Source organism: Dactylosporangium salmoneum (assembly GCF_039532525.1).
GTDB classification, from domain to species: domain Bacteria; phylum Actinomycetota; class Actinomycetes; order Mycobacteriales; family Micromonosporaceae; genus Dactylosporangium; species Dactylosporangium salmoneum.
Map to the genome: position 1 here is coordinate 94,260 of NZ_BAAARV010000021.1, position 24,945 is coordinate 119,204.

Consider the following 24,945-nt stretch of genomic DNA (forward strand, 5'->3'; position numbering starts at 1 on the left):
GAGCGCGGGACCGCGTCCGCGATCCCTCCCCGGTGAGCACGGCGGCCCTGACCGGCAAGGGTGTCGACGTCGCGCACATCGACACCGGTGTCGCGTCGGTGCTCGGGCTCCCGGCCGCGCAGATCGTCAACGGCCCCGCCCTGTCGTTCGAGTCGCAGCCCGACAACCTCCGGCACCTCGGCACCTACGGCCACGGCACGAACATAGCCGGCATCATCGTCGGCAACGACACCGCCTCCGGCGCGAAAGGCATCGCGCTGCAGCCGGAGCCTCAGCCGGCCCCGAGCGACCCGCCGCCGGCCGACCCGGAGCCGGTCGTGCCCACTCTCCCGGTCACCGTCGCGCCGCCCGGAAACGTGCCGGACGTGGACATGCCGCCGGCCGACCCAGCGTCGATCACCGCTCCACCCCCACCGCTGCCGACCCCGGGCGGTCCGCTGGCCTTCTCCGGCATCAACGCGCCGGTCTTCGCTCGGGCAGTCACCGCGGAACTGGCCACGATGGAATCCATCAGCGACGCCGGGACGGGCACATTCAACCCGACCGCGAACATCGCTCGCCAGGACTTCGCCCTCGCCCTGGTCAGGGCGCTGAGCCTGGAGAACCCGGGCACGCCGTACTCCGACATCGACACGAACGCGTGGGCAATCTCCTACCTCGACACCATCATGCGCATGGGCTACCTGCGCGACTCCGGTGACGGCCAGCTCACCTTCAGCCACGCCATGACGCAACAGCAGCTGACCGCCCTCCTCGCCCGTGCGGTACGGCCCCCGTCGCCGGATACCCCGCCCGACCGCAGCGACCTGCCGGGCCTTCTGTCGGTCAGCGGTGGCTGACGACGTTGACCACCTTGCCGTTCGGATCGCGGACGAAGAAGCGCCGGACGCCCCACTGCTCGTCGGTAATCGGGTGCACGATCTCTGCGCCCGTCGCGCGTACCGCCTCGTAGGCGGCATCGACGTCATCGACCTCCACGCTGAGGTCCGGGTTTACGGAGGCTGCAGCATCTCTCGTGATCAGGATGACCTGGGCGGTGGGGTTGGACGGTGAAACCAGGTTGACCACCCAGCCCAGGTTCATCTCCTCGCGGTAGCCCAAAAGCTGGTAGAAGCCGCTGCTCGGCGGCCGGATCGGCGGTTGTGATATCGGGTACGGCGCGGCGGATCGTCATGCCGAACTTGCCGGTGAAGCCGCCGTCGGCGAAGACGAACCGGATCGGCGCGGCCAGGTACATGGACAGCAGGGTGGTCCTGGCCCCGTCGCGGTCCTGGACGCTGGCGGCGAGCACGACCACGTTGATGAGCAGGCCGAGGGTGTCGGTGACGATGCACCGTTTGCGGCCGTTGATCTTCTTGCCCGCGTCGTAGCCTCGGCTGCCGCGCCCGACGGTGTCGGCGCCCTTGATGCTTTGGGAGTCGATGATGCCCGCGCTGGGCTGCGGGTTGCGGCCCTGCTGTATCCGCGCTCGCTCCCGCAGCGTGGTGAGCATCGCCTCGGTGACCTTGGCCTCTTCCCACTGTTTGAAGTACCAGTAGACCGTCTGCCATGGCGGGAAGTCGCCGGGCAGGTACCGCCAGGCGCAGCCGGTGCGGACCACGTACAGGACAGCGTCCACAATGGATCTACGTGGATGCTTTTCCGGCCTACCACCGCGTTTGGGCGCCGGGAGTAGCGGCCCGACCAGCGCCCACTGTTCGTCGGTCAGGTCTGAGGGGTACCGCCGCGGCCGGAGCATCCGGCCACGTTGGCGGCATCGACACCGGTGGTCACGCAGGCACACCGATGCATCATCGGATCTTGTCCCAGAATTCCCATTCCTTGCCGTGGTCGGGGCACTGTTCCCTGAGCTGCTGGAAGGCCAGCAATACCGCCCTGCGACCAGGCTCGGACGGCGTGTAGTGCAACTCGAACTTCTGGCCGCAGCTCACACACCTAAGCATGACGTTCCTGGGGGTGCGGTCCCAGACCGCGCGCTCCGCGTCGGGCGGGATCCAGGGGCTCGGCTCGGTGGCCCAGTCGGCGTCGTAACGCTGCACCGCTTCGACGAACTCCGCGGGCGGCCGGTAGGCATGAGCGGAGACGTAATGCCAGATCAGCGCCGGCGCTGCGAACATCACGCCCGGCCGGGCCGGCACCCTGATCTCGCGGAACGCAAGCCAAGACTGGCCGTCCGACCGCGGATCGGCGATGAGACTCGTGTCTGACGGGCAGAACTCACAGCAGTGCAGGCCGCGCGTCTCGTTGACGGACGGATTGCCGACGATGTCGAGCAACGCGTCGGCGAACCAGTCCGGGACCGGGCCCGTGTCGAACGGCTGCGAGCCATCCAACCAGCCGACGCTGAGCCGCTCGTACCGCGGCCGGTAGTCCAGCGTGCCCCATTCGAGTCTGACTGTGTCGTCGTCGAAGAGCGAGTACGCGTAGGGCGTCAGGTCCGCGAAGTAGGCCACGAGGCAAAGATACGGCGGTGAGTGCGATACGCGGCCGATGAGGTCGGTCATGCGGTCGAGACCTGCACGTCGGTCAGGCCCGATGAGTAACGCCGCAGCCGAGACGTCCAGACATCTTGGTGGCGTCGACGCCGGCGGCTACGCCCAACGATAATGGACCCACTTCTCAAACACGCTCTCACCGCCACCGCCCCGGATCAGCGCTGGTGCGGCGACATCACCTCATGGGCGTCGGGGCCGGTTGGCTGTTCCTGGCCACGGTCATCGACATCGCCACCCGCCGGCTCATCGGCTGGTCGATCAACACCCACATGCGCAGCAGCCTCGTCGTCGACGCCCTCGAGGCTGCGATCGCCGCTCGCGGCGGCCAGGTCAACGGCGTCATCTTCCACTCGGACAAGGGATCGCCCAATACGGCAGCACCGCCTTCGCCGCGGTCTGCGACCGGCTTTAAAATCGAGCAACCAGCCCACATCGCAACGGACCTTCGTCAGCTCAACCGATGGCTGGCCGCTCAGATCCGCCAGGGAAATACTTTTCATCCATCCCATCCACCAGCCAGCCAGCAGACGCCGGAACAACATGACGTACTAGACAATGATGCCCATCGGGCATATCAGTACGCGGCCATCGAACGGACGAACCGGTGAAACCCTACCCAAAGGAAAGCATGTCATCAGTGGTGAAGCGTGCAGCTAGAGCGATCCTGATCGACGATGAACAACGGCTGCTGCTGATCAAACGGACGAAGCGCGATCAGCCGCCGTACTGGACCGCACCAGGTGGAGGTGTCGAGCCCAGCGACGTCTCCGTAGAGCAGGCAATGCGACGCGAGCTGCGTGAGGAGATCGGGGCCGAGGTCGGTGCAGTACAGCAGGTATTCCTGGTGTCCACCCCGGCCGGCGAAGCAGGATTCGGCGTACAGCACTTCTTCGTGTGCCGCCTAGAGCGCCTTGAGTTGGACAATCGATCCGGGCCCGAATTCGCCGACCCTAGCCGGGGCGGCTACGACCTCGACCGGATAGCAATCGGGGCGGACGGCTCGATCCAAGTCGACCTGAAGCCGGAGTCGCTAAAAGCGTTCATCCAGACGAACTGGGCCGCACTGACCGATGCTACAGCAGGGCTGACCGAGCAGACATCGCAGCAACTCGGCTGACAACAACTTTGATACGCGCTATAACACGAAGAAGCAGCGTCGACCGAGCATCGTCGACAGTTCGGTCAGATGGTCGCTGAGACAATCCATGAGCCGAGGGATCCTTGCGGGTGAGTGAGGCCGCCGCGCGGGAGAAGACGAACGTGGAACTCGTGGCGCCGATCGTCGGCGGCATCCAGGCCAGCGACGGCACGCACATCGCCGCCGACCAGAAGCTCGACGGCGGACCTTCCGTACTCTACGACGCCGTCGCCATCCTCACCACGAAGGACGGCGCCGCGGAACTCGCCGCTCAGCCGGCCGCCCGCGACTTCATCACCGACGCCTACGCGCACGCCAAGTTCGTCGGCTACACCGACGACGCCACCCCGCTGTTCGCCGCCACCGGCATGCACAACATGATCGACGACGGGTTCGTGCGGCTCGGCGCAAACGCCGACAACGCCGGCGACTTCCTGGCCCGCTGCCGGCAGCTGCGGTTCTGGCAGCTGCAGTATCCGGCCCCGATGACCTGGAAGGTTCCAACGATCTTGAATCTGCCGGGCGCATTTGAGATCGAGCCCGGCCGGGCCGTCTCCCGATCCGGCGTAGACGGGCGTGGTGCTCTCAGCCAAAGAAGAGGGTACGGCCCTGGTCTCGGAGAATTGACCGCGGAGCCCGCGTCCGCCGGGCGGCCCTGCTATGCGCCGGAACGTGGGATGTCGCCGCGCCACTCGCCGGTATGCCTGCCCCCGGCGGCGTCGCCCGCGCAGGAGCGGCCGTCAGGTGGTCAGGTCGTCGGACGCTCGGCGCGGCAGCGTGACGGTGTGGCCGAAGAAGTTGCGGATCTGCACGATGACCCGGTCGTAGTCGTCGAGGTTGATGGGTTTGGTGACGTAGGCGTTGGCCCGCGCGTGGTAGCTGGAGCGGACATCGACGTCTGAGGACGAGGTGGTGAACACGATCGTCGGGATCGCCATGAACCGCTCATCGGTCTTGATCATGACGAGTGCCTGCCGGCCGTCGACGCGGGGCATGTTCAGGTCGAGCAGGATCAGGTCCGGTCTGGGCACATCGCGGTAGGGATCGTCGCGGTGCAGGAAGGCGAGGGCCTCACCGCCGTCGGCGGCGTGGTGCAGTACGCTGCGGACGCTGTGCTCGGCGAAGGCGCTCTCCACCAATGCGACGTCGCCCGGGTCGTCTTCGACGACGAGCACCTGCAGCAGCGGTCCGCCTGCGTCCATGCGTCACTCCTCGGTCCTCGCGCCTGCCAGGGTCGGTGCATCGTACAGCCAGTCGCCGTACGATCTCGCGTCTCGGGGCGGGCAGGCCCCGCGGTCGGGGCGGTCCCGCGTCGCGTACCGAACGTTCCCGCCTGCATCGGCACCGCGGTAACCGCCGCCCGTCCTCGCATTCGAGGGCGGCGCGCTTCTGGGACATCTTCGAAGCGGCGGAGCAGCACCGAGCGTCGCTCTATCTGCACCGTAGCGTACCCACTGCCGCTACCAGGACTTGGCGGTCCTCCTGGTCGGCGTGGGTCTGCGGCCAGTCCAAGCGTCCCCAGAGCTCGGCCATGACCGCCGTCACCGCCCACACCGGTGCGATCCCCGGCGAGACCGGACTCGGCCCGGTTCGCCGGGCCGGACTCACCGCGATCATCGTGCTCGGCCCGCTGTCGATCGCGATCCTGCGCGGCGTCCTGCCGTACAGCAGCGCCGACGACGCCGCCGTCGCGGCGAAGGTCGCCGACCATCAGACCGCGCAGGCCGTCGTGCTCTGGTTGACGCTGATCGGCATGGCCACCCTCGTCCCGGGAGTGATCGCGGGTGGGCATGCTGGCCGCCCGCCACGCCCGCGGCCTCGGCACCGCCGGCATGATCCTGGCCGTCGCCGGCTTTGGACTGCTGTGGGCCACCACAGCCCTCGACTTCACGGCACTGGCCGGCGTCCAGTCGGGGGCCGGCCTCGACGCCACCACCAAGATTCTCGACAGCCTCAACGCCGGCCCCGCCCAGCTCGTGGCGACCGTGCTGTTCGTGATCGGGCACATCGTCGGCATCGTCCTGCTCGGCGTCGCCCTCCTGCGCGGTCGGGCCGTGCCGGGCTGGGCCGCGTGGGCGTTGATCGTCTCGCAACCACTGCATCTCGTGTTCGCCGTCATCATCCAGTCCAACGCACTCGACGCCGCGGCATGGGGCCTTACCACGATCGGCTTCGCGGCGGCCGCGCTCACCATCAACGCCCGGACCCGAGCGGCCGCCTGACCACGAGACCGATTGCGCCAGAGCTTAGGCCCCTGCGAGGCAGGCGCAGGAGCCCCGGCCGTGGGCCCACCGAAAGAGCCGAACTGATCGATTCACGTCTACGCGTCGATGTTCGCGTGGCCATGGACAACAGGCCGGAACGGAGTAACGTAAAAACCGCAAAATCCACATACGGTACATACGGAACGCAGAGGTGACAGCGATGACCGATGCGACACAGGTACCGCCCGAAGAGGTGCCAGCCGCCGCTACGCCAACCGAGGAAACGCTAGCCGAAGCTGGGCCAGCCGAAGAGGGAAAATCGACGGCGACATCGACATCTGCTCCCGCGTAGGCAGCAGCGGCGCGAACGTTGGCCAGCCTGGGTCGGGCGGGTGAGTAGCCGATCTGTGCGGGCTACAGGGCCAACCGGCCTGACCCGCCTGCGACATCGGTCAGGAGACTGTGCGGCTGAGCGTAGCTGCTGGTCTTGCTCGCGAGGCACGCTTGCTGAGGTCGAGGCGAACCGGGGTGGTGGCGTGGGTGCGTTGCGGCGGCGGGCTGAACGGACGCCGGCGTCGCGTGAGCGGTATGTGGATCTGCTGCGCGCGGTGGCGATTACCGTGGTGGTGCTCGGCCATTGGCTGGTCAGCGTGGTCGACTACGACGCCCACGGCCACCTGACCGGGCGCTCGGCATTGGATTCGCTGTCGTGGGCGTACCCGATCACCTGGCTGGGACAGGTGATGCCGCTGTTCTTCATCGTCGGCGGGTACGCCAACGCCGCGTCGCTGGCCTCGCATCGCCGCCGCGGTGATGATGCGATCACCTGGCTGCAGGATCGCAGCGGCCGTCTCGTCCGCCCGACCACCATGCTGCTGCTCGTGCTCGCCGCCGGTGCGCTGATCGCCCGTGCGGCGGGCGTTGATCCCGACCTCACGCGCCAGGCGGTGTGGGTCGCCTCGATCCCTCTGTGGTTTCTGTCCGCGTACCTCGTCGTGGTGCTGCTGACCCCGCTCATGTATCGCCTGCATCAACGCTTCGGCTGGCGGGTGCCGCTGGTGCTGGTCGCCCTGGTCGCACTCGGCGACCTGGCTCGGCTGTCGGGGCCGGCTGTCCTGGGCGCTGGCAACTTCCTGTTCGGCTGGTTGGTGATCCATCAGATCGGATTCGCCTGGCGAGACGGCCGCCTGCCATTCCAGCCGTTCGTGTGGGTACCGTTGCTCGTCGGCGGCCTGGCCACGCTGCTGCTGCTGACGGTGGCCGGACCGTATGCGGTCAGCATGATCGACGTGCCGGGGCAGCGGCTGCACAATGCATCGCCACCGTCGCTGGCGCTGCTTGCCGCCGCCGCTGTTCAGCTGGGCCTAGTGCTGATGCTGCACGATCCGGCCGAGCGCTGGCTGCGCCGTACGCGCCCCTGGCAGGCGGTGGTCGGGGTGAACGCGGTGGTGCTCACCATCTTCCTGTGGCACATGAGCGCCCTGCTCGTGCTCGTCGGTGCGCTCAACGTCCTGCACGCGCTGCCGGTGCCGGCGTTGGCCACCCGCGCCTGGTGGCTGTGGCGGACGCCATGGCTGATCATGTTGACGGGGACGCTGACCGCGCTGGTCGCGGTGTTCGGCCGGATCGAGATGCGCAGCCCGGACCGGCCGGCCGCTCCCGGCCGGCTGACGCTCTCCATCACCGGCGCGGCGATGCGCGCCGGGCTGACGGTGGCCGCGTTCTCGGCGGTCGTCGCCGGGCTGCTCAGCAACAACGTGGCCCCCAGGACCGGTCACTACCTCGCCGGTATGCCCGCCGCCGGCCTGCTCGCCTACCTGATCGGCGCGGCCGCGCTGCGACTCCTGCGCTCGGCGCCCCACGCCAGAGGCCGTTCCGCGGGGCCCGGAGGCGACACCGTGACCCGGCCGCCCGGTGAGGCCGCTGGCGGCGCCACCGCGTGAGGCGTGCGGTCGCACGCACGGCGGAGGTGAGGTACTGCAGAGCTGCTGCTGCCCGGGCGCAGTCCCTAACCCTGCCCGCCTCGTCCGGACGCTGCCGCGCGACGCCTGGACGAGGCGGGCTCGTCGTCTCTACGGAGCGAGGCGCGCAGTTCCAGGGTCAGCCGCGCGCTGAGCGCACGGAGTTCGGCGGTGACGTAACCGGTGCGGGCGCAGCGCCGGTGAGCCGTCGGGCGGATCCAGGGAATCGGGCCAGGTCGGCGTCGTGCCGGTCCCGCGCCACCTCGAGTTCGGCGGCCGAGTCGGAGCCGTCCGCGCCTCGTTTGCCGGGGCGGTTCCGTACGGACCATCGCCCGCGCTTGCCGCGAATTTCACCCGCCTCACCGTCTCGCTTGTCGGGGGCATTTTCGCCGTTTCGATTGCCGCTGTCGTACCTGGGCGGCAGGCTGCGACCATGGCAGTTTGCGAAGTCTGTGGCAACGACTACTACATGACCTTCCAGGTGCAGGCGGCCGACGGTGCCGTGCACACCTTCGACTCCTTTGAGTGCGCGGTCCACCAGCTCGCTCCGGTTTGCGGCAACTGCGGCTGCAGGGTCGTCGGCCATGGCGCCGAGGTCTCGGGCCGCTTCTATTGCGGCGCGCATTGCGCACGCACAGCAGACGAGCGAGACGGTTCCCAAATCCGCGACGCAGTGGGCGCCCACGCCAGCTGAGGCTGATCCATCCTGGTTGAGGTTGGCGCTGGTCGATCTGCCGATTGCGAGTCGCGGTGCTGACGATCTGAGGCCGGCGGCCGCGACTCGGCCGGAGCGTGCGGTTCCTCCGGCCCAGCGCCGGGCAAAGTCGTCGTGGCATTCGCGACCAAGCCTGCAAGCTGGCTGTAGTAGACCCGGCGGCACGCGTGCATCAGCCCACCGCCGCGGCGGATGCCGGGCTGATCGAATCGGTCAGGGCCGCCAGTGCGGTTGGGATGGCGTCGGCGAGGCGGTCGAGGTCCGGCACGGCGTGGTGGTCGGCGTGTAGTCCGATGTGGACCGATGCTCGGTAGGTCGACAGTGCGATGCCGAGTGTCTGGCCGTGGGCCAGGGGCGCGATGGGGTAGACGTGTTGGAGCGGGGCTCCTGCGAGTGTCAACGGTCGTGAGGGGATCGGGACGTTCGTGATCATCGTGTCGAACAGCAGCGGGCCTGCTCGGCGCAGCAGCGGGATGGTGAGATGCTGCGCCGGGGCCGGGATCCGCTCGGCGAGTACAGGGAATGCGCCTGGGCCGCGGGCGAATCCTGCGGCCTTGTTGCGATCCATCGCGGCGCGGACGTGGTGCAGCATGGCGATCGGGTCCTCGTGTTGGATGGGGAGATCGCACAGGTATCCGGACAGGACGTTGTGACGTTGGGACTGGGTGGTGCGGCTGCGTCGGCTGACGGGGATGAACGCACGGAGGGTGAGGTCCTTTGGGCGCTGGTCGTTGGCGAGACGCCAGCGCCGTAGAGCGCCGGTGATGACTGCGAGTAGGACGTCGTGGTCGGTGCCGCCGCATCGTTGGCGCACCTGTTTGACGTCTTGGGCGTCGAGCCGGACGAGGGCGAGACGCCGCGCCGTAGCTGGTGGTTGTTTGGCGGTGGCGGTGCGTGCGGAGTTGCCGGGGGCGGACGGTAGCAGCGCGGCGAGGCGCACGTGCGTTAGGACGGACGCGGCGATGCTCGCCGTGCTGGCGGCCACGCTGAGTGCGTGAGGAAGCTCCATCGCGCTGCGGGCGAGGGCCGCGATGCCGTGTGCCGGCCGAGGCGGCCGGGCGTCGGTCGAGTCGGGGCCGCGGTCGGTGAATCCGTCGAACAGGCGAAGGCCGAGCTCGACTGTGCGCAGTCCATCGGCCATGGCGTGGTGCAGCTTGATCAGCAGCGCGAATCGGCGGTCGGGCAGACCGGTCATCAGGTGGATCTGCCACAAGGGGCGGCTCAGGTCGAGGGGTCCGGCTATCAGTTTGCCGACGAGCATGGTCAGTGCGTCCTTGCCACGCTGCAGCCTGTGGAGGTGAACGTGTCGGGACAGGTCGAACGTTGTGTCGGGTGTCCATGCCGCGCCGCCGGGCGGCAACCAGGTGGTGCGTACGCGCTGGCGCAGCGCCGGTATTCGTGCGATGCGCTCGCCGAGTACCGCGAGGAGCCGGGCGGGTGGAATCCGTTGCCGTGGCTGGAAGGTGACCAGTGCGCCCAGGTGCATTGGCGCCTGCGGGGACTCCAGACGTAGAAAGGCAGTATCGAGGGGGCTCAACCGCTCGTGGTCCACCGACAGCACTCTCCATGCGATGTTCACCGGGTGCGGCGCCTCCACCAGGCAGGCATGACGCGCGCTGCTCATCAATGCTTGCGATTTCTTGCGCCCCATTCGACGCGGGTATACGAATGTCACCCTTGTTAACGCCTCGAACCACCCGGGGTGAGAACGGCCATAGCAAGGGCTGGTGTCGCGACATCCTCGAGACGGGCGCTGAACACTGCGGTGGCCCGACTACCCGACGTTCAGATCGTCGCGCCGCTTGACGCCTGGGCTGGGCGGGGGACGTGGCCGACGACGTGCCCGCCGATCGCGGTGGTCGATATGAACGCGCGGCGGGCCGGGCGGCGAACCGCTCGGCGCCGGTGACCGCGCATCGCCTGGCGAACCTTGGCGCCATCGTCGGTCCGCAGCGTCACGTCCGCTGCGAGCAGCTGCTGATCGGGGCGGGATCATCGGCGTCGGTCGCTCGATCGGGTGACTGTGGCCTGCGCTGATGGCGCTCATCCTGGATGCCGGAACGGCGGGCAGGGAGGGCAGAGTCATGACGGGTGCAGGTGTGATCTTCAAGCGGTGCAGGTGCCGCAACGCCAGCGGCATGCGGCTGGAGAAGACCTGTCCACGACTGACCGATCGCAACCACGGCAACCGGTACTTCCACTGCTCCGCCACCAACCTGCTCGGCTACTCCGAACGTGTCGCTCAGCTCGCGGGCGTGACGGCAGCGCCCGCGGCGCGGCCGGACGCGGCGGTGCCGGTGTGAACGAGCCTCGCCGGACGGTGGACGCTGCGCTGTGCGCCGCTGCGGGTGGCGCGCTGGTGGTGGCGGCGTACGCCGGGCCGGCGCTGACCGCGATCACCCCGCTGGGCCGACTGCTGTGGCCGGGGGTGTCCGGGGTCGGCGCCCCGCAGCATGTCGCCCTCACCTTCGACGACGGCCCGGACCGCCGCTCGACCCCCGTATTCCTGGATCTTCTCGACCGGTTCCGGGTACGGGCCACCTTCTTCCTGCTCGGCAGCATGCTCGCCCGCAACCCCGGCCTGGGCAAGGATCTCCTCGCCGCCGGGCACGAGATCGGTCTGCACGGCTTCGAGCATGAGGTGTTGCTGCGCCGGACGCCGGCAGCCACACACGACGACCTGACCCGCGGGTTCAACCTCATCGCCGAGGTGTGTGGCCAGCCACCACGGTGGTACCGGCCCCCGTACGGCGTCTTGACCACGCCAGCGCTGGTGACCGCACACAAGCTGGGCATGACCCCCGTGTTGTGGACCGCGTGGGGCCGGGACTGGACCCGGTACGCCACCCCCACCTCGGTGCTGAGAACCGTGACCGCAAGCCTTCGCGGCGGCGGCACGATCCTGCTGCACGATTCGGACAGCGCCGCGTTCCCCGGCTGCTGGAAAGCCACTCTCGGCGCGCTGCCCGTGCTGATCCACGCCACCCGCCGGCGAGGCTTGACGATCGGGCCCCTGCGGGAGCATCAGCTCGCGACCCGGGCCAGATGATCCCGGCGTGGGACCAGGACATCGGGGCCCCGTGGCGTTGCCAGGCTGACCCCTTGAGGTGCGCCACGGTACCGGCAACCGCGGCACTGCCCAGGGCCTGTCTCTGACGGCGATCGACCGGCGTGCCAGGACTGATCCGTCCGGATCCGCACCACGCGGCATGTCTGGTTGCTCACAGGTCGCGCAGGCGGGAAGCGTCGACGTGGCCCGTCCAGCGGGCGGAGGCCGCGGTTGCCAGGGCAGCGGTGCCGAGGACGGCGGCGAGGACCGTGATGACGAACGTCCAGGGGATGAAGGGGTACGGCGGCGGCGGGTCGAAGATGCCGTTGAGGACCTTGATGAGTTCGAAGGCGATCAGAGTACCCATGGCGAGTCCGCCGGCCACGCCCGCGATCACCAGGGCACCTGCTTCGGTCCAGAGGAACCCGGCGCGTTGCCGGGCATTGGCTCCCAGGACGGCCAGGGCGACCATGGAACGGCGGCGTTGCACGGCGCCGACGATGAGGATGAGTCCGGCGCTGGCGGTGGCCAGAGCAGCCCGAACGCGAGGGTCAGCGCAAATCCTCGCCGGGGTGGTAGCGGCCGGCGGCGCGGGCACCGTTCTGGCCGCCATGAGCCACGGCATCCCCATGTTGCTGCACCCAAAGGCGCCGACAAACCGATGAACGCCCAGCGGGTCGCCGCCGCCGGCGCCGGCATCGTCATCGACGACCCCGCCGAGGCCGGCGCAGCGGTCCGCACTCTGCTTACCTGCCCCACGTACCGAAACAGCGCGCAATGCGTCGGCGACCAGATCCGCCGCGCCCCGGACGCCGGGGGTCTGGTCCGCGCTCCGCAACCGGCTCTCGTCCACGCCACCGTTGCACAGGGCAGCTGCGGACATGTGGTGCCGGATGCGACCAGGAGGCGCTAGCCAAGATCTCCGAACCCCCAGCGCGTTCTCTTGACGTCGTTCGTCGAGTTCCGCGAAGGGTCTCGGGTGTGTGCAGCGGATCCCCGAGCGGCATCTTGCGCCACTACGCCACCGCCTGCCTAACCCTCGCCGCGACCTCGATTCCCGACACCACTCGGCTTGCCCCGCACGCCTACCCGGGCCTGCCGAGTCGACACCATCCTGACCCACCTCGGCGTGTCCGCCCTGGCCAGCCGGCGCCGGGCACTGCTCGACGCGCTCGTCACCGCAGCCGCGTTCCGCCGTCGGCTCATCATCGGCGGCGGGCAGCAGGCTGCTGTTCTGGTCCAGGCTGTCACAGCTGCACGACGTGGTTGGCACTGCTCCACCCGGACACCGCGCGGAGCAGTTAACGGTGTTCTGTCCAGCCGTCGGCACCCTGTCACCCCGGTCGACCCGCACCCGACAGGGCAGCGGGATGCGTATCCGTCCGCCTCTCGGCACGCTAACCTGTCGCTCAGCATTGACGTCAGCTCGGCACCAGAAGGCCGCAAGGCAGCACGGTCGGCGGATGCCTGGCAGCCGGCGGCGATATCCATCAAGATTCAACGGCCGGACATGCGTCAGCAGCGGGGCTGGACACTTGGCAGCTGGTACCGGCCGCTCCTTGACGCCCTTCATGGTGATCCTTTAGGTTCTTTTCGACAATTTCATACACGCCACTTGAACCGAAGCGGGAGAGCCCGCGCCTCACGATGGGCGCGGCGCCGAAGGAGCAACTCTCCCCAGAATCTCTCAGGTATCGATGACCGTTTCGGTGAGGCGGACTCTGGAAAGCAGGACGTTGTCCTGCACCCACGGTGCAAGCCGCCACATCGGGCGGCGAAGCTCTCAGGTCCAATGACAGAGCGGGGAGGTCACCCACCTGGTTCGCGATCGAAGCGGACCTCGACAAGGGAGCCTCCCGACATGCCCGATGCATTGAGCTCATCGGACCGCGCGACCCGGTCCATCATCCGCGCAGGCGACCTGCGCGCAACGTGCGACGTGCACTCCAATCGCCCGGCCGCGATCATGCCGCCGCCCGCACATTTGCCGCATCCGGATCCCGAGCGCCGCGCGGGCGTGGGCCCGGTGAGCGCCGCGCCGTCCGGCAGCGCGGGAATCCTTACGATCAGCCGCTTTCGAGACACCAAGCGGTGTACTTCGTCGGCGTGACCGGCGACAAGTACTGGCCCCCGTGGCCGGGATCGACCAGCCGTACTCCTGCCCGCAGCCTGACGCCTTCGCGTCCTGACTCAAGGACCCGCATACCGATGCTGACACCGTTGCACGAGATTCACCTCGCCCTGGGCGCAGTCATGACCGATTTCGCCGGGTGGGCCATGCCGCTGCGGTACGGCAGCGAAATCGCCGAGCACCGGGCGGTCCGTACCGCTGCCGGGCTCTTCGACCTCAGCCACATGGGCGAGATCGAGGTGGTCGGGCCGCAGGCCGGACGGGTGCTCGACCACGCGCTCGTCGGTGACGTCAGCGCCATCCCGGTCAGCAGGGCGAAGTACACGATGATCTGCCGCCAGGACGGGGGAATTCTCGACGACCTCATCGTGTACCGGCTCACCGACGACCGTTTTCTCGTGGTCGCCAACGCCGCCAACACCGGCGTCGTCCTCGACGCGCTGCGCGCCCGCGTGGGCGGCTTGCGGGCGCAGATCCGGGACCGCTGCGCGGACTGGGCGCTGCTGGCTGTGCAAGGCCCGCGCGCCGCCGCCATCCTCGCCGACCTGACCGACGCGGGCCTTGACGATGTGCGGTACTACGCCATCCGTGCGGCGACCGTGGCCGGGGCCGAGGTACTGCTGGCCCGGACCGGCTACACCGGCGAGGACGGGTTCGAGATCTTCGCCGCGCCCGCGGACGCGGCCCGGATCTGGCAGGCGTGTCTGGCTGCCGGATCCGAGCGCGGGCTGGTCCCGGCCGGGCTCTCCTGCCGGGACACGCTGCGGCTGGAAGCCGGGATGCCGCTGTACGGGCACGAGCTGAGCGTGGACGTCACCCCGTACGAGGCCGGGCTCGGCCGCGTCGTGAAGCTGGACAAGGCCGACGACTTCATCGGCCGCGCCGCACTCGCCGACCGCGCGGCGGCCGGGGTCCGCCGCCGGCTGGTCGGACTGGTGCCCGACGGGCGGCGGTCACCACGCGCCGGCTACGCGGTCCTCGACCCGCAGACGGGCGACCGAGTCGGCGAGGTCACCAGCGGCGCGCCGTCGCCGACCCTCGGGCATCCCGTCGCCATGGCCTACGTCGACGCCGCGCTCGCCGCTGCGGGCACCACCGTGTCGGTGGACGTCCGTGGCACGCGGGAACCGGCTCGCGTCACCGAACTGCCCTTCTACCGCCGCGGCCGCTGACCGCGCCCACCGCGCCGACCCAATACAGCCTGAGGAGAACCTCCATGAACATTCCGGCCCACCTGAGCTATACCGCTGACCACGAGTGGTGCAGCGTCGACGGTGAGATCGCCACCGTCGGCATCACGGCCTTCGCCGCCGAAGCTCTCGGCGACATCGTCTACCTCGAACTGCCCGAGGTCGGCGCCGAGCTGACCGCGGGGCAGGCGTGCGGCGAGATCGAATCGACAAAGTCCGTGAGCGAGCTGTACACCCCGGTGACCGGCGAGGTGCTCCAGGTCAACGATGCCTTGTCCGCAGAACCCGGCCTGGTCAACACGGACCCGTACGGCGAAGGGTGGCTGTTCCGGGCGCGGTTCCGGCAGACCGTGGAACTGCTCGACGCGGAAGCGTACGCCGCGCGGATCGAAGCGAGCTGACCGGTGCCTGACGTGATGAACCTGCTCAACCAGGACCTGGCGCAGGTCGACCCGGACATCGCGGCCGCACTGGAGGCGGAGCGGCGTCGCCAGGAGAGCACCCTGGAGATGATCGCGTCGGAGAACTTCGCCCCGCTGTCGGTGCTGCAGGCGCAGGGATCGGTCGCCACGAACAAGTACGCCGAGGGCTACCCCGGCCGCCGCTACTACGCCGGCTGCGAACACGTGGACGTGGTGGAATCGCTGGCGATCGAGCGGCTGACGGCACTGTTCGGGGCGCGCTTCGCCAACGTGCAGCCGCACTCCGGCGCGCAAGCCAACACCGCGGTGTTCTTCGCGCTGCTGCGGCACGGTGACACGATCCTCGGCCTCGACCTGGCGCACGGCGGTCACCTCACCCACGGCATGCGGTTGAACTACTCGGGCAGGACGTTCCGTGTCGTGCCGTACCACGTCGGGGACGACGGTCTCGTCGACATGGACGAGGTGGAGCGGCTGGCCCGCGAGCACCGGCCCAAGATGATCATTGCGGGCTGGTCAGCCTATCCGCGGGTCCTCGACTTCGTCCGGTTCCGTGCCATCGCCGACCAGGTCGGCGCGTTCCTCATGGTTGACATGGCGCACTTCGCCGGCCTCGTCGCTGCGGGACTGCACCCGAACCCGGTGCCCTACGCGCACGTCACCACCTCGACAACCCACAAGACCCTCGGCGGTCCGCGGGGCGGGATCATCCTCACCGACGACCCGGACATCGCCAAGAAGCTCAACCAGGCGGTCTTCCCCGGAACGCAGGGCGGGCCGCTCGAGCATGTCATCGCGGCCAAGGCCGTGGCGTTCAAGATCGCCGCCGGTGAGGAGTTCAACGAGCGGCAACGAAGGACCATCGAGGGAGCCCGAATCCTCGCCGAACGGCTCACCCGGCCCGACGCGGTGGCCGCCGGCGTGGACGTCCTCACCGGTGGCACCGACGTCCACCTGGTGCTGGTCGATCTGCGGCGCTCGGAGCTGGACGGGCAGCAGGCCGAGGACCGGCTGCACGACGTCGGCATCACCGTCAACCGCAACGCCGTGCCCAATGATCCACGCCCGCCGATGGTCACCTCCGGCCTCCGCATCGGCACCCCGGCCCTCGCGACGCGCGGGTTCACCGCCGACGATTTCCGCGAGGTCGCCGACATCGTCGCCGCCGCGCTCCAGCCCGGGTTCACCGCGGACGCTGCCGCGAAGCTGCGGGCCCGCGTCGCGGCGCTGGCGGCGCGCCGACCGCTGTACCCGGGGCTCAGGCCGTGATCCCGCGGCGCCGGTCGACGACCTCGCCACCCGGCAGGCGCATCAGCCCATGAGCACGCAGCCCGCCTTCCGAGCCCGCGCCTGCAGCTGGCTCGCCATCGCCTCCGGCACCGCCACCGGCGGGGTGGTAAACCACCAGCAGGTCCACACCCGCGATCAGCGCCCCGGCGACCCGCGCCCAGCCGTAGCCAGGATCAACGCAGCTGGGTCTTCGGATCTTGCATGCGGTACGCCGCTCGCGGCGTTGCCAGGTCGGCTACACCGCAGATCGGACGCTCCCCGTGGCCACGGCTGCGGCGTCATAGCGGCGGTGGAGCTTCGCTCTCGCCTGGCCGCAGTCTCCGTCTGTGTCGACCCGTCAGCTGGAAATGATGTGCCGCCCGGCACCGCGACGGCCGGAGCGCGGCCTCTTTAGAGTTCCTAACAAAGTCGGACGATGTGTCGGTACGTGATGATGCAGGTGGCGAGGCTGAGGAAGGCTTACCGAGTCCTTGTGGTCGGTGAGGGTGGCAAGGCGAGTGGGTGCGGCCGGGATGGCCACGTTCCAGATCATCACCGCTCTGTGGCCGGCGGTGGCCATGGTCTTGCCGTCCGGGCTGACAGCCACCGAATCCACCATGTTTTTGTGGTCGGTGAGGACGGCGATCAGAGTGGGTGTGGTCGGGCTTCCGACGTATCCGCGGTTTACGTGCTAACACCGATGTCCGGTGCGGGTGCGATTTCTACCTTGGGCGCAAGTCCCCGACCGAGGAGCCCAGGATGTCGGACCCGTCTGCACCGCAGTCGATCAACCCACCCCCGCCCCCTTCGGAGCATCCTGCAGGTGAACCCGAGGATCCGCCGTCCTTGCCCAGCCCGCAGCCACCGCATATCCCGTCCTCCGCACCAGCGTCGTACAACCGGCCGCGTTCCGCCTCCTCCACCCCGCTGCCGTTTTCGACGATGTTCCGGCCCGGTACCGTCACCGCAGCCGGCGTCATCCTCTACATCCTCGCCGGACTGTCGCTGATCCTGAGCTGCTTCCTGCTGGCCAGCGGCACCGGCAGCAGCACCTACACTGAGTCGGACAACTCGTTCGTCAAATTGACCGCGGTCCTCCTCGGAGTCTTCGGCATCATCTATGCCGTCCTCGCATATTTCGTCATGAACGGCAAGCGCTGGGCCCAAGTGGTCACGATCGTGTTGAACGCGATCAGCGGGATCTCCAGCCTGGTGTCGTTCCTCTCGGGCTCCCCCAGCCTCAGCGGCTGCCTCCCCATCGTCCTGAACGCCGTCATCATCGGCTTGCTGGTGTCCTCGACCGCACAGAGCTATTACGCGCGCAACTGAGGCATGTCCTGTCGATCACGTCGAGCCGAAACCCACGCAGGGAACCTGTGATCGGTCGGCTCGACGTGCGCGCTGGCCCTCGACAGCCTGGCGTGGCCAGACGTCAAGGCCAACGCTGGGCGGCCTCAGGTCGCACGCTGCGGACCAGCCAGACAGTGGTGCCGATCAGCAGCAGCGATAGCGCGAGCAGCCAACTTCCTTCGATCCACTGGAACGGCCAGTACCGGCTGGCCGGCTGGTAGGTCGTCAAATGGGTGAAGCCGTGCTGGACGAGGTACTGGATCGGGTCGAAGTTGTCCGGGGTTCCGGGACCGGGCTGGAACTGTTCGGGTCGCCGGGTTTGCCGGCGACCTGCACAGCCGCGGCCTGCCCGGACAGCTGTCCCTCACGCCGTACCACCATCAGCCCGGCCGCTACGGCGAAGGGCACGCCCTCGCCGCCGCCGAGCAGGTCTTCGCCGCCGACAGCGCCTGCGCGATCACGCAGCTCGCCGTCGCTGACCGCACCGGCATCCCGGCGCAGGCGCTCGCCGCGGCCTCCATGGTCCGCATCGCCGCAGCCCTCGAACCCGACAACGCGACCACCGGCTACCGGACGCTGCTGACCAGTTTGCCGCAGCAGACCGGGCCGATCGATCAGGCCGGCCGCCCGCGGGAGCCACCGGGACGGGTACGAAGCTAATCCGCGTGCTCGAAACAACAAGGAAGGACCCAAAGACGTGGCTCCCAGCGCCCGACCAGACGACGGCCTCAACGACCATGGAGCATCGACGTCAGCGAGCGACCGGACCCCCATTTTCAGCCCGGAACGTGCCGCCCACCAGGGGCGAAAGGGACTAGACGAACGAATCCGTGTCGACCGGTGGTCGTAGTCCAGGAAGAGGTCGTCGCTGCCGATGGTGTGCTTGGCGAAGAGTTGGTCTGCGGAACCGCGCAACCTCACTGACGGTTGTCCGTGTTGCCACGCCCTGCCCAAAGGCAGGCGCGGCAAGGGTTCGCAGGCCATGGCTCATCGAGCAGCCGTCACCTTACCGGCTTGAACGAATGAGCTGTCCTAAGAGTTCCTAACAAAGGTTGTCGATAGGGCCTGGCGTCCCTTGTGGACGGTCATCTAGCATGCTGAGCTGTGCGGCGTGGTGAGCAGCCGCCGTGGATCGTGCCGGACGGGTTGTGGCAGCGCATGGAACCGTTGCTGCCCAAGCCTGTGCCGCGCGATCCGCGGCGTCCCGGACGGAACCGGATCCCGGATCGGCAGGTGTTGTGCGGGATCCTGTTCGTGCTGCATACCGGTATCCAGTGGGAGTTCTTGCCGCAGGAACTCGGGTTCGGGTCCGGCATGACCTGCTGGCGGCGCCTCGAGGCCTGGAACCGTGCGGGGGTCTGGCAGCAGCTGCACGAACTGCTCCTCGCCGAACTGCAGGGCGCGGGGAAGCTGGACTGGTCCCGGGCCGTCATCGACTCCTCCCATGTCCGCGCCGCCAGACGCGGCCCAAAAGCGGCCCGAGCCCGGTCGACCGCGCCCGGCCGGGCTCGAAGCACCACGTCCTGACCGAGGGCGCCGGCATCCCCCTTGCCGTGTCCCTGACCGGCGGCAACCGCAACGACGTCACCCAACTCCTGCCACTGATCGACAAGATCCCACCCGTGCGGGGCCGCCGCGGCCGGCCCCGACAGCGACCCGACCAGATGTTCGCCGACCGCGCCTACGACCACGACAAGTACCGCCGCGCCGTGCGTGCCAAAGGCATCCGCCCACGCATCGCCCGCCGCGGCACACCCCACGGCTCCGGCCTCGGCGTCTACCGCTGGGTCGTGGAACGCACCATCGCCTGGTACCACGGCATGAAACGACTCCGCATCCGCTGGGAACGCCGCGACGACATCCACGAAGCCTTCCTCAGCCTCGCCACCTGCATCATCACGTACCGACACATCGTCCGACTTTGTTAGGAACTCTAAGTCACGCAGCCCCTACAAAGTGATGAGACCATTGGTGGAGACCCATAACGACGTGGTCTCCTGGCCGTAGAACGGCACAAGGAACGGCAGGTTCACCGGCCGGGCGCCGTCGTCGCCAGTCAGCGTTGACCCTTTACGCACCGCGACGCAGGTGCGACAAGATCGGCCTGCAGTTTGGGTCAGTTTCGGCGGTGTAGGTTCCATTGGTGGCTGCCAGGCAGCAGGTTAAGCGGCTGGGGTGCATCGAGGTGCCCGGCGGCGCCCACCGCACGGATGCGCTGTACGGTCCGCACGCTCATCTCGAGATCTTCGGCCAACTGCTTGTTGGCGACGTCGGGCCGTTCACGGATCACGACCCAAAGCGTCCGCCATCGCGCATAGGTGGTGGCGTTGGCCGGAACAAGCTTCGCCAGCTCGGCATGCGGGCCGGTCGGCTGTTCGCCGTCGCTGGCGCTCTCGTCCTCCTCCCTTGCGTCGGTCTTGGCTTCGTCCTCGTCAGCGTCGAAATCGAGGTCGTGGCTCTGATCCGGCTGCGCCTCGTTTGGCCGGACCGGTGCGGGTGCCGGTTCGGGTGGCTGGATATCGGCGGCGATCGACCTGGCCCAGCCTTCGATGTCTGTCATGTCCATCAGTGCCTGGGCCACATCGTCGACGGATGTGGTGGTTGCGGCGATGGAGGCGAGGATTGGGTCGTCTGCGTGCCGGGCGCGGATCTTGGCCTCGATGTGGGTGGCCAGGGCGGCTCGCCGGGTTTCGGCGGCGAGCTGGGTGCGGGCCGCGGTCAGTGACTCGTGCAGTCCGAGGCTGTGCTCGATGGCCAGGGTGCGGGCCCGGCGGGTGATCGCTGGCTCGCGCCACCATTGCGGCAGTCCGTAGGCCGGTGCGGTGTTGCGCAGTTTGTCGGCGGTGCGCAGGGCGTCGCGGCGTCGGGCTGAGGAGTGCAGCAGCCAGACGGTGTAGGCGAAGGTGCCGAGTCCGCCGAAGACGGTGGCCAGGTAGGGCGAGGTGGCGTGTCCGATGATGTTGATGCCGACGGCCAGGGTGACCGAGGCGGCCGACAGCATGCGCCAGCCGTAGGCGTTTTCGCCCAGGCGCTGGCGGGTGTCGGCGAACGCGCTGGTCACCGCACCGCCGAGGTCCAGGACGATGGCGAAGGGCAGCACGAGCACGACGCGAAGCCAGATCGGTACCGTGGCTGGCCACGGCGGGACGTCGACGCCGACCCAGATCTGGCCGATCGATGAGCCCAGCGCGGCGACGCAGTAGAACGCGTACGCGGAGCGTTCCACTCCGACGGAACGTGGGGTGGGCGAAGTGGCGGCCGGTAGGCGCGGCATGTTGGCTGGCCCTTCTGCGACGGTGGGGCTGGTCATGTGGCGTGCGGGGCCAGGGCGGCCCGGGGCGTCGGCGGACAGGAACGGCGTGACTGCGACTGTCTGGCGGCGGTGGTCAGTGCGACGATGGGTGTGTCCAGGTCCAGGTCCCGTTTCTGCTGTCCTAGTTGGACTGTTGTGGTGGGCGCAGTTGGTGCAGCAGTTCTTTGGCGAGCGCTTCGGTGTCGTCGGCGGGTTCCAGGTCGTTGCTGTCGAGGGCTTCGCGCAGGGTGTTGAGTCGGTGGCGGATGGCGTCGGCGTCGCCGAGGGCGGCGGCGGCGCGCATGGCGGCGCGGGCGAGGTCGTCGGAGAGCGGGTCGATGTGGCAGGCCTGTTCCAGCAGTAGCCAGGATTGGTGTGGGTCGGTGTTGGCGAGCAGGGTCGCGGCGTGGGCGTGGAGTTTGATGCGGTGGCGTCGGACGACTTCGCGGTCGGTGTCGATCCAGTCGTAGTCGAGTCCGTCGGCGAGTGGTCCGTCGGCGGCGGTGATGGCTGTGGTGAGGTGGGTCAGGCGCTGTTGGTCGGTGCTGGCGGTCGTGACGGCTTCGTACTGGTCGAGGACGGTCCACCAGTCGACGGCGACGAGGGCCGGGTCGAGGTGGTAGCGGCTGCCGGTGTTGGGGATGGGCTCGAGGGTCTTCTTGAGGGTTTGGTCGGTGTCGGTGGGTGTGGCGGCGGCTCGGCGGATGTGTTTGCGTAGGTCGGCGACGACGGTGGATAGGCGTTCGGCGGCTCGTCGCATGGTGGCGTCGGGGTAGAGGGCGGCCATGATGTCGATCAGGTCGGCGCCGCTGCGGTTGACGGCGAGGTAGACGAGTAGCTCGACGGCTTTGGTGCGGATGCCGCAGGAGGGTTGCCCGTGCGGGTTGAGGATGGCGGGGCGGCCCAGGACCCGGATCGCGACCGGCAGTCGGTTGGCGCCGGCTGGTGCGGGAGGTGCCGGTGTCGGGGTGTCGCCGGCGGGTTCGGTGTCCGGCGGGGTGGTGGCGTCTGGGTTCTGGGTGTTGTCGGTGTCGGCGTGCGTGGGTGCGGGCGTGGGCGTCGCCGGGGTGGGCGGCGTGGCGGGGGTGGGGGTGTCGCTGTCGCCGTGGGCTTCGCGTAGGAGGCCGAGCATGTGGATGGCGGTGGCGGTGTCGAGGACGGCCAGGCGTGGGGTGTCGTCGTTGTCGGTGGTGCCGTCGGCGGCGATGGTCAGCGTGGTGCCGCTTTCCCAGTCGCCGATCATGGCTGCGCCGATGTCGAGGCTGTGGCCGAGTCGGACCGCGGTGGCGAGGCGGTTGGCCGAGGCTGGTTCGGGCAGTTCGGTGATCAGCAGGAGTTGCGGCAGGGGCGCTATGTGGACGTTGTTGTCGCGCCATGCGTGCACGTCGGCTGCCTGAGCGTCAGCGATGATCCGGGAGCGGCGGACGATGTTTGCTTCGAGGGTGGTGATGGCGTCGGTGACCGAGGCGGTGACGGTGAGCCGTTCGATGTGGCCGAGGTCGGATGCAGCGTCGCCGAGCAGGGTCGCGAGTGTGGCGTGCGGGATGATGGCGCGGCTTTGGGCGTCTGGGTCGTCGCTGCTGCCGGCGGCGAGGGTGGCGATGAGCAGGCCGCGGGCTGCGTCGCGGGCGCCGGCGCCGGTCAGGCCGAGGCCGGTCGACATCGGTAGGGCGGCGGCGCCGGCCAGGTCTGCGCCGCTGGGTCCGACCGGCGGTAGTTTCGGTTTGACAGCGGCGTCCTGGTACTGGCGTACGGTCGGGGCAGGGGCGGGTTCGTCGTCGAGGGGGTTGGGGGCGGCTCGACGCAGGCTGGTGCGGAGGCGGGTGGCCGCGGCCAGTGGGGGCAGCAGGTCCGGGTCGTCGAGCCGGGGGGCTTTGATCGGGGTGGGCTTGTAGCCGTGCCGGCGTCGCCGCCACACCGTCGCTGCCGCCGCGACGAGCGCTGCGGCCAGGCTCGCAGTGATCCATCCGCCTGGCAGGCCGATGCCGTTACCAGGATCGGCCCGCCGGGGTGAGTTGGCGTCGGGCGCGGAAGTCGGCCGGTCTGATGCCGGCGCGCCGGCGGTGTCCCCTGGGGAGGCAGGCGCTGACGGCGCGGCAGTGCGGCTGGCTGGCCCGGCTGGCGGCCGCGATGGCGGTGTATCAGAGGCGGCTTCGGTGTCGTGCTCAACGGCGGGACTGGCTGGCGGTGAGGCGCTGCTCGTGGTTGCTGGTGTGGTGGCGTCCGGTGCCACGTCACTGGTTGTGCCGGCATCGCTGTCGTCCGTGTCGGTGTTGATGCCGGTTGAGGTGCTGGTGCCGGTGCCGGTGGCGTGTCGGCGTGGCCCGCGGTCTGTGGCGTCGCTCGGCAGCAGCAGTCGCCAGCCGGGTTGGATGTGGTCCGGGCCGTGCCGGCCTGCGGTGTCCGGGATGAGGCTCGGGTTGAGGCGTTGCACGTCCGGGTAGCGGTCGAAGGTGCCGAGGAATCGGTCGCTGATCGCGCCCAGCCAGTCCCCGCGCCGGACCTCGTACAGCACCACCTTGCTCTGGCCGCTCTGGGTGCTGGTTGCGGTGCCCAGCGGCGTCGGGACCGCCGCCAGCGACGGCATCGCATCGGCCGCGGCAGCGAGGTGGATGCCGGGTGGTGGCGTCGTCTCGGTCGGACTAGGGCCGGTCGCGGTGGTGGCCGGCTGGGTAGCCGCGGCCGCGATGGACGGCTGGCCGAGCATCGCGAGCACGCCGGCGAGGCTGCCGGTCAGGCCGGACAGCGCGGCCGGCAGCCGCGGCCGCCACGGCCGGTGCCGCAGCACCGCGGCAACGTCGTGCAGGGTCGCCACGATCAGCCACAGCCATCCGGCCCAGCCGGCGCCGACCGCCAGGAACAGTACCGACACGAGTGAGAGCGGTTCGGCGAGCATGGCCCGCCAGTCCGTGTGCCGCAGCAGCGATAGCAGCCAGCACAGCATGATCGGCAACCCGGCCAGGCCGATGCACCACAGGACCAGGGCAGTGAGTAGGCGCCGGGCAGCTGCCGCTCGGTGTCGCAGCAGGAGCCAACCCCACCGGTACCGGCCCTGGCCCGCCGCGATCAGTGCGACTGCGCCGCCGCCGGGTGAAGGTCCGCGGGATCTCACCATGACCTACTCCCCCTCGTTACGACTGGTGTGCCGCGGGTCGACCACATGCCGGGCGATCGGCGGCCGACATCGTGGGCCACTGTCGTGCGGCAGCTGCCGGGTCCGGCGTTGCCCGGCCCCCCGGAAGTGCGGTCTGGCTGCATGGTCGCTGGTATTCGTCGGCGGTGTTCGATGGTCACCATCCCGACGGTAGGGCCGCAGGCGGGAGCTTCAAGACGTTCGCCGGTGCACAGCGATCACGGCGATCACAGCGGTAACACTGCAGGTCACGGCCCCGCACGACTGGATGATGGGCGCACGGTCGTGCGGCGATCCGCGTCCGGCCGCCCGGCGTTGACCGCAGCACTCCCCGCAAACGTCCATCGCCTGTCCCCAGGCGCCGGTGATCCGGGGATGTTCGTGGCGAGCTCCTGCGCCTGTCCGGCGGTTGGTGCCGCGCTCGGCGCCGCACCGGCCGATGCTGCCGACGGGTCCGGTGCGCTCGACAGGTTCGGTGTTGGCATCTGCAACCGCCGGGTCGCGCGCCAGCGGCGAGCGACCCGGCGTACGCCGACTAGCAGGGTGTATTGGCGGGGCTACATGTCGTTGATCCGACAGTGCAGAATGTACATGTG

23 protein-coding genes, 3 pseudogenes and 2 riboswitches are annotated in these 24,945 nt (G+C 69.1%); of the genes and pseudogenes, 17 read left to right on the forward strand and 9 right to left on the reverse strand.

Features of this window, described 5'->3' with window-relative positions; translation table 11 throughout:
• The first annotated feature begins 32 nt into the window (after nucleotides 1–32).
• Complete coding sequence (locus ABD352_RS12625; protein WP_344612491.1) at nucleotides 33–839, forward strand: S8/S53 family peptidase; 807 nt, start codon at nucleotides 33–35, stop codon at nucleotides 837–839.
• Here ABD352_RS12625 and ABD352_RS12630 read toward each other — a convergent pair.
• From ABD352_RS12630 to ABD352_RS12640, 3 genes are read right to left on the reverse strand one after another with little or no spacing between them, the layout of a single operon-like run.
• Nucleotides 826–978, reverse strand: coding sequence for a VOC family protein (locus tag ABD352_RS12630; RefSeq protein WP_344612492.1), 153 nt, complete (start codon nucleotides 976–978; stop codon nucleotides 826–828). The genes ABD352_RS12625 and ABD352_RS12630 overlap by 14 nt on opposite strands.
• The gene (locus ABD352_RS12635; RefSeq protein ID WP_344612493.1) at nucleotides 965–1,738 is read right to left on the reverse strand and encodes an IS5 family transposase; all 774 of its coding nucleotides are present in this window, start codon (nucleotides 1,736–1,738) and stop codon (nucleotides 965–967) included. The genes ABD352_RS12630 and ABD352_RS12635 overlap by 14 nt, the downstream gene beginning before the upstream one ends.
• A 52-nt stretch (nucleotides 1,739–1,790) precedes the next feature.
• Nucleotides 1,791–2,504 carry a DUF7919 family protein gene (locus ABD352_RS12640; RefSeq protein WP_344612494.1) on the reverse strand — a complete coding sequence of 238 codons (714 nt, stop codon included), beginning with the start codon at nucleotides 2,502–2,504 and terminating at the stop codon, nucleotides 1,791–1,793.
• 78 nt (nucleotides 2,505–2,582) lie between these two features.
• Here ABD352_RS12640 and ABD352_RS12645 point away from each other — a divergent pair.
• The 3 genes and pseudogenes from ABD352_RS12645 to ABD352_RS57620 form a co-directional block, all read left to right on the forward strand.
• Nucleotides 2,583–2,875 (forward strand): annotated as a pseudogene (locus ABD352_RS12645) (transposase); the annotation flags it as partial.
• A gap of 248 nt (nucleotides 2,876–3,123) precedes the next feature.
• A complete protein-coding gene (locus ABD352_RS12650) occupies nucleotides 3,124–3,612 on the forward strand; it encodes an NUDIX domain-containing protein (RefSeq protein ID WP_344612587.1) in 489 nt (162 codons plus the stop codon).
• Between the two features lie 110 nt (nucleotides 3,613–3,722).
• Nucleotides 3,723–4,088 (forward strand): annotated as a pseudogene (locus tag ABD352_RS57620) (type 1 glutamine amidotransferase family protein); the annotation flags it as partial.
• Between the two features lie 285 nt (nucleotides 4,089–4,373).
• Here ABD352_RS57620 and ABD352_RS12655 read toward each other — a convergent pair.
• Nucleotides 4,374–4,835, reverse strand: coding sequence for a response regulator (locus ABD352_RS12655; protein ID WP_344612495.1), 462 nt, complete (start codon nucleotides 4,833–4,835; stop codon nucleotides 4,374–4,376).
• Between the two features lie 582 nt (nucleotides 4,836–5,417).
• On the opposite strand from ABD352_RS12655, the gene ABD352_RS12660 reads away from it, so the two are divergent.
• The 3 genes from ABD352_RS12660 (at nucleotide 5,418) to ABD352_RS12670 (ending at nucleotide 8,492) form a co-directional block, all read left to right on the forward strand.
• Nucleotides 5,418–5,855, forward strand: coding sequence for a hypothetical protein (locus ABD352_RS12660; protein WP_344612496.1), 438 nt, complete (start codon nucleotides 5,418–5,420; stop codon nucleotides 5,853–5,855).
• Nucleotides 5,856–6,373: 518 nt separating this feature from the next.
• Nucleotides 6,374–7,780, forward strand: a complete 1,407-nt coding sequence (locus ABD352_RS12665) for an acyltransferase family protein (RefSeq protein ID WP_344612497.1) — start codon at nucleotides 6,374–6,376, stop codon at nucleotides 7,778–7,780.
• Between the two features lie 451 nt (nucleotides 7,781–8,231).
• The gene (locus tag ABD352_RS12670; protein WP_344612588.1) at nucleotides 8,232–8,492 is read left to right on the forward strand and encodes a Prokaryotic metallothionein; all 261 of its coding nucleotides are present in this window, start codon (nucleotides 8,232–8,234) and stop codon (nucleotides 8,490–8,492) included.
• Nucleotides 8,493–8,685: 193 nt separating this feature from the next.
• On the opposite strand, the gene ABD352_RS12675 is transcribed toward ABD352_RS12670, so the two are convergent.
• Nucleotides 8,686–10,188 carry a wax ester/triacylglycerol synthase family O-acyltransferase gene (locus ABD352_RS12675; protein ID WP_344612498.1) on the reverse strand — a complete coding sequence of 501 codons (1,503 nt, stop codon included), beginning with the start codon at nucleotides 10,186–10,188 and terminating at the stop codon, nucleotides 8,686–8,688.
• 152 nt (nucleotides 10,189–10,340) lie between these two features.
• On the opposite strand from ABD352_RS12675, the gene ABD352_RS12680 reads away from it, so the two are divergent.
• The 3 genes from ABD352_RS12680 to ABD352_RS12690 are packed head-to-tail and all read left to right on the forward strand — an operon-like array spanning nucleotide 10,341 to nucleotide 11,562.
• Nucleotides 10,341–10,550, forward strand: a complete 210-nt coding sequence (locus tag ABD352_RS12680) for a hypothetical protein (RefSeq protein WP_344612499.1) — start codon at nucleotides 10,341–10,343, stop codon at nucleotides 10,548–10,550.
• Nucleotides 10,550–10,816, forward strand: coding sequence for a hypothetical protein (locus ABD352_RS12685; protein WP_344612500.1), 267 nt, complete (start codon nucleotides 10,550–10,552; stop codon nucleotides 10,814–10,816). Before ABD352_RS12680 ends, ABD352_RS12685 begins: the two co-directional genes overlap by 1 nt.
• A complete protein-coding gene (locus ABD352_RS12690; protein ID WP_344612501.1) occupies nucleotides 10,813–11,562 on the forward strand; it encodes a polysaccharide deacetylase family protein in 750 nt (249 codons plus the stop codon). The genes ABD352_RS12685 and ABD352_RS12690 overlap by 4 nt, the downstream gene beginning before the upstream one ends.
• Nucleotides 11,563–11,734: 172 nt before the next feature.
• On the opposite strand, the gene ABD352_RS12695 is transcribed toward ABD352_RS12690, so the two are convergent.
• Entirely contained in the window at nucleotides 11,735–12,415 is a 681-nt protein-coding gene (locus ABD352_RS12695) for an FtsX-like permease family protein (protein WP_344612502.1), read from the reverse strand.
• 763 nt (nucleotides 12,416–13,178) lie between these two features.
• Nucleotides 13,179–13,276, forward strand: a riboswitch (glycine riboswitch).
• Between the two features lies 1 nt (nucleotide 13,277).
• A riboswitch (glycine riboswitch) is annotated at nucleotides 13,278–13,371 on the forward strand.
• A gap of 52 nt (nucleotides 13,372–13,423) precedes the next feature.
• On the opposite strand from ABD352_RS12695, the gene ABD352_RS12700 reads away from it, so the two are divergent.
• From ABD352_RS12700 to glyA, 4 genes are all read left to right on the forward strand, one after another.
• Complete coding sequence (locus ABD352_RS12700) at nucleotides 13,424–13,672, forward strand: hypothetical protein (protein ID WP_344612503.1); 249 nt, start codon at nucleotides 13,424–13,426, stop codon at nucleotides 13,670–13,672.
• A gap of 98 nt (nucleotides 13,673–13,770) precedes the next feature.
• Complete coding sequence (gene gcvT / locus ABD352_RS12705) at nucleotides 13,771–14,865, forward strand: glycine cleavage system aminomethyltransferase GcvT (protein ID WP_344612504.1); 1,095 nt, start codon at nucleotides 13,771–13,773, stop codon at nucleotides 14,863–14,865.
• A 44-nt stretch (nucleotides 14,866–14,909) separates the two neighbouring features.
• Nucleotides 14,910–15,284 carry a glycine cleavage system protein GcvH gene (gene gcvH, locus ABD352_RS12710; RefSeq protein WP_344612505.1) on the forward strand — a complete coding sequence of 125 codons (375 nt, stop codon included), beginning with the start codon at nucleotides 14,910–14,912 and terminating at the stop codon, nucleotides 15,282–15,284.
• A gap of 3 nt (nucleotides 15,285–15,287) precedes the next feature.
• A complete protein-coding gene (glyA, locus tag ABD352_RS12715) occupies nucleotides 15,288–16,574 on the forward strand; it encodes a serine hydroxymethyltransferase (RefSeq protein WP_425553529.1) in 1,287 nt (428 codons plus the stop codon).
• Between the two features lie 358 nt (nucleotides 16,575–16,932).
• Here the strand turns inward: glyA and ABD352_RS57625 are convergent, their stop codons facing one another.
• Nucleotides 16,933–17,223, reverse strand: coding sequence for a hypothetical protein (locus tag ABD352_RS57625; protein ID WP_425553535.1), 291 nt, complete (start codon nucleotides 17,221–17,223; stop codon nucleotides 16,933–16,935).
• Between the two features lie 110 nt (nucleotides 17,224–17,333).
• Here ABD352_RS57625 and ABD352_RS12720 point away from each other — a divergent pair, with 110 nt between their 5' ends.
• The 3 genes and pseudogenes from ABD352_RS12720 to ABD352_RS12730 all read left to right on the forward strand — a co-directional run bounded on the left by ABD352_RS12720 (nucleotide 17,334) and on the right by ABD352_RS12730 (nucleotide 19,852).
• The gene (locus tag ABD352_RS12720) at nucleotides 17,334–17,903 is read left to right on the forward strand and encodes a DUF7144 family membrane protein (protein ID WP_344612506.1); all 570 of its coding nucleotides are present in this window, start codon (nucleotides 17,334–17,336) and stop codon (nucleotides 17,901–17,903) included.
• 345 nt (nucleotides 17,904–18,248) lie between these two features.
• Nucleotides 18,249–18,584 (forward strand): annotated as a pseudogene (locus ABD352_RS12725) (lantibiotic dehydratase C-terminal domain-containing protein); the annotation flags it as partial.
• A 498-nt stretch (nucleotides 18,585–19,082) separates the two neighbouring features.
• Nucleotides 19,083–19,852, forward strand: a protein-coding gene (locus tag ABD352_RS12730; RefSeq protein ID WP_344612590.1) for an IS5 family transposase whose coding sequence is annotated in 2 segments (ribosomal slippage) — nucleotides 19,083–19,395 and nucleotides 19,395–19,852 — 771 coding nt in all. Because the reading frame shifts where the segments join, the coding sequence is not laid out codon by codon here.
• Nucleotides 19,853–20,040: 188 nt separating this feature from the next.
• Here the strand turns inward: ABD352_RS12730 and ABD352_RS12735 are convergent.
• Both ABD352_RS12735 and ABD352_RS12740 read right to left on the reverse strand, forming a co-directional pair.
• Nucleotides 20,041–21,150: a hypothetical protein gene (locus tag ABD352_RS12735; RefSeq protein WP_344612507.1), complete on the reverse strand. Its 1,110-nt coding sequence runs from the start codon at nucleotides 21,148–21,150 to the stop codon at nucleotides 20,041–20,043.
• 208 nt (nucleotides 21,151–21,358) lie between these two features.
• Nucleotides 21,359–24,331, reverse strand: coding sequence for a BTAD domain-containing putative transcriptional regulator (locus ABD352_RS12740; RefSeq protein ID WP_344612508.1), 2,973 nt, complete (start codon nucleotides 24,329–24,331; stop codon nucleotides 21,359–21,361).
• Between the last annotated feature and the right edge of the window lie 614 nt (nucleotides 24,332–24,945).

Excerpts from the sequence above, each read along its gene's own strand:
- ABD352_RS12635 (WP_344612493.1), bottom strand. The coding sequence starts at position 1,738 with ATGCTCCGGCCGCGGCGGTACCCCTCAGACCTGACCGACGAACAGTGG.
- ABD352_RS12700 (WP_344612503.1), top strand. The coding sequence starts at position 13,424 with ATGCCCGATGCATTGAGCTCATCGGACCGCGCGACCCGGTCCATCATC.
- gcvT (WP_344612504.1), top strand. The coding sequence starts at position 13,771 with ATGCTGACACCGTTGCACGAGATTCACCTCGCCCTGGGCGCAGTCATG.
- ABD352_RS12640 (WP_344612494.1), bottom strand. The coding sequence starts at position 2,504 with ATGACCGACCTCATCGGCCGCGTATCGCACTCACCGCCGTATCTTTGC.
- ABD352_RS12655 (WP_344612495.1), bottom strand. The coding sequence starts at position 4,835 with ATGGACGCAGGCGGACCGCTGCTGCAGGTGCTCGTCGTCGAAGACGAC.
- ABD352_RS12670 (WP_344612588.1), top strand. The coding sequence starts at position 8,232 with ATGGCAGTTTGCGAAGTCTGTGGCAACGACTACTACATGACCTTCCAG.
- ABD352_RS12720 (WP_344612506.1), top strand. The coding sequence starts at position 17,334 with ATGTCGGACCCGTCTGCACCGCAGTCGATCAACCCACCCCCGCCCCCT.
- ABD352_RS12740 (WP_344612508.1), bottom strand. The coding sequence starts at position 24,331 with ATGGTGAGATCCCGCGGACCTTCACCCGGCGGCGGCGCAGTCGCACTG.
- ABD352_RS12650 (WP_344612587.1), top strand. The coding sequence starts at position 3,124 with ATGTCATCAGTGGTGAAGCGTGCAGCTAGAGCGATCCTGATCGACGAT.
- ABD352_RS12685 (WP_344612500.1), top strand. The coding sequence starts at position 10,550 with ATGGCGCTCATCCTGGATGCCGGAACGGCGGGCAGGGAGGGCAGAGTC.
- gcvH (WP_344612505.1), top strand. The coding sequence starts at position 14,910 with ATGAACATTCCGGCCCACCTGAGCTATACCGCTGACCACGAGTGGTGC.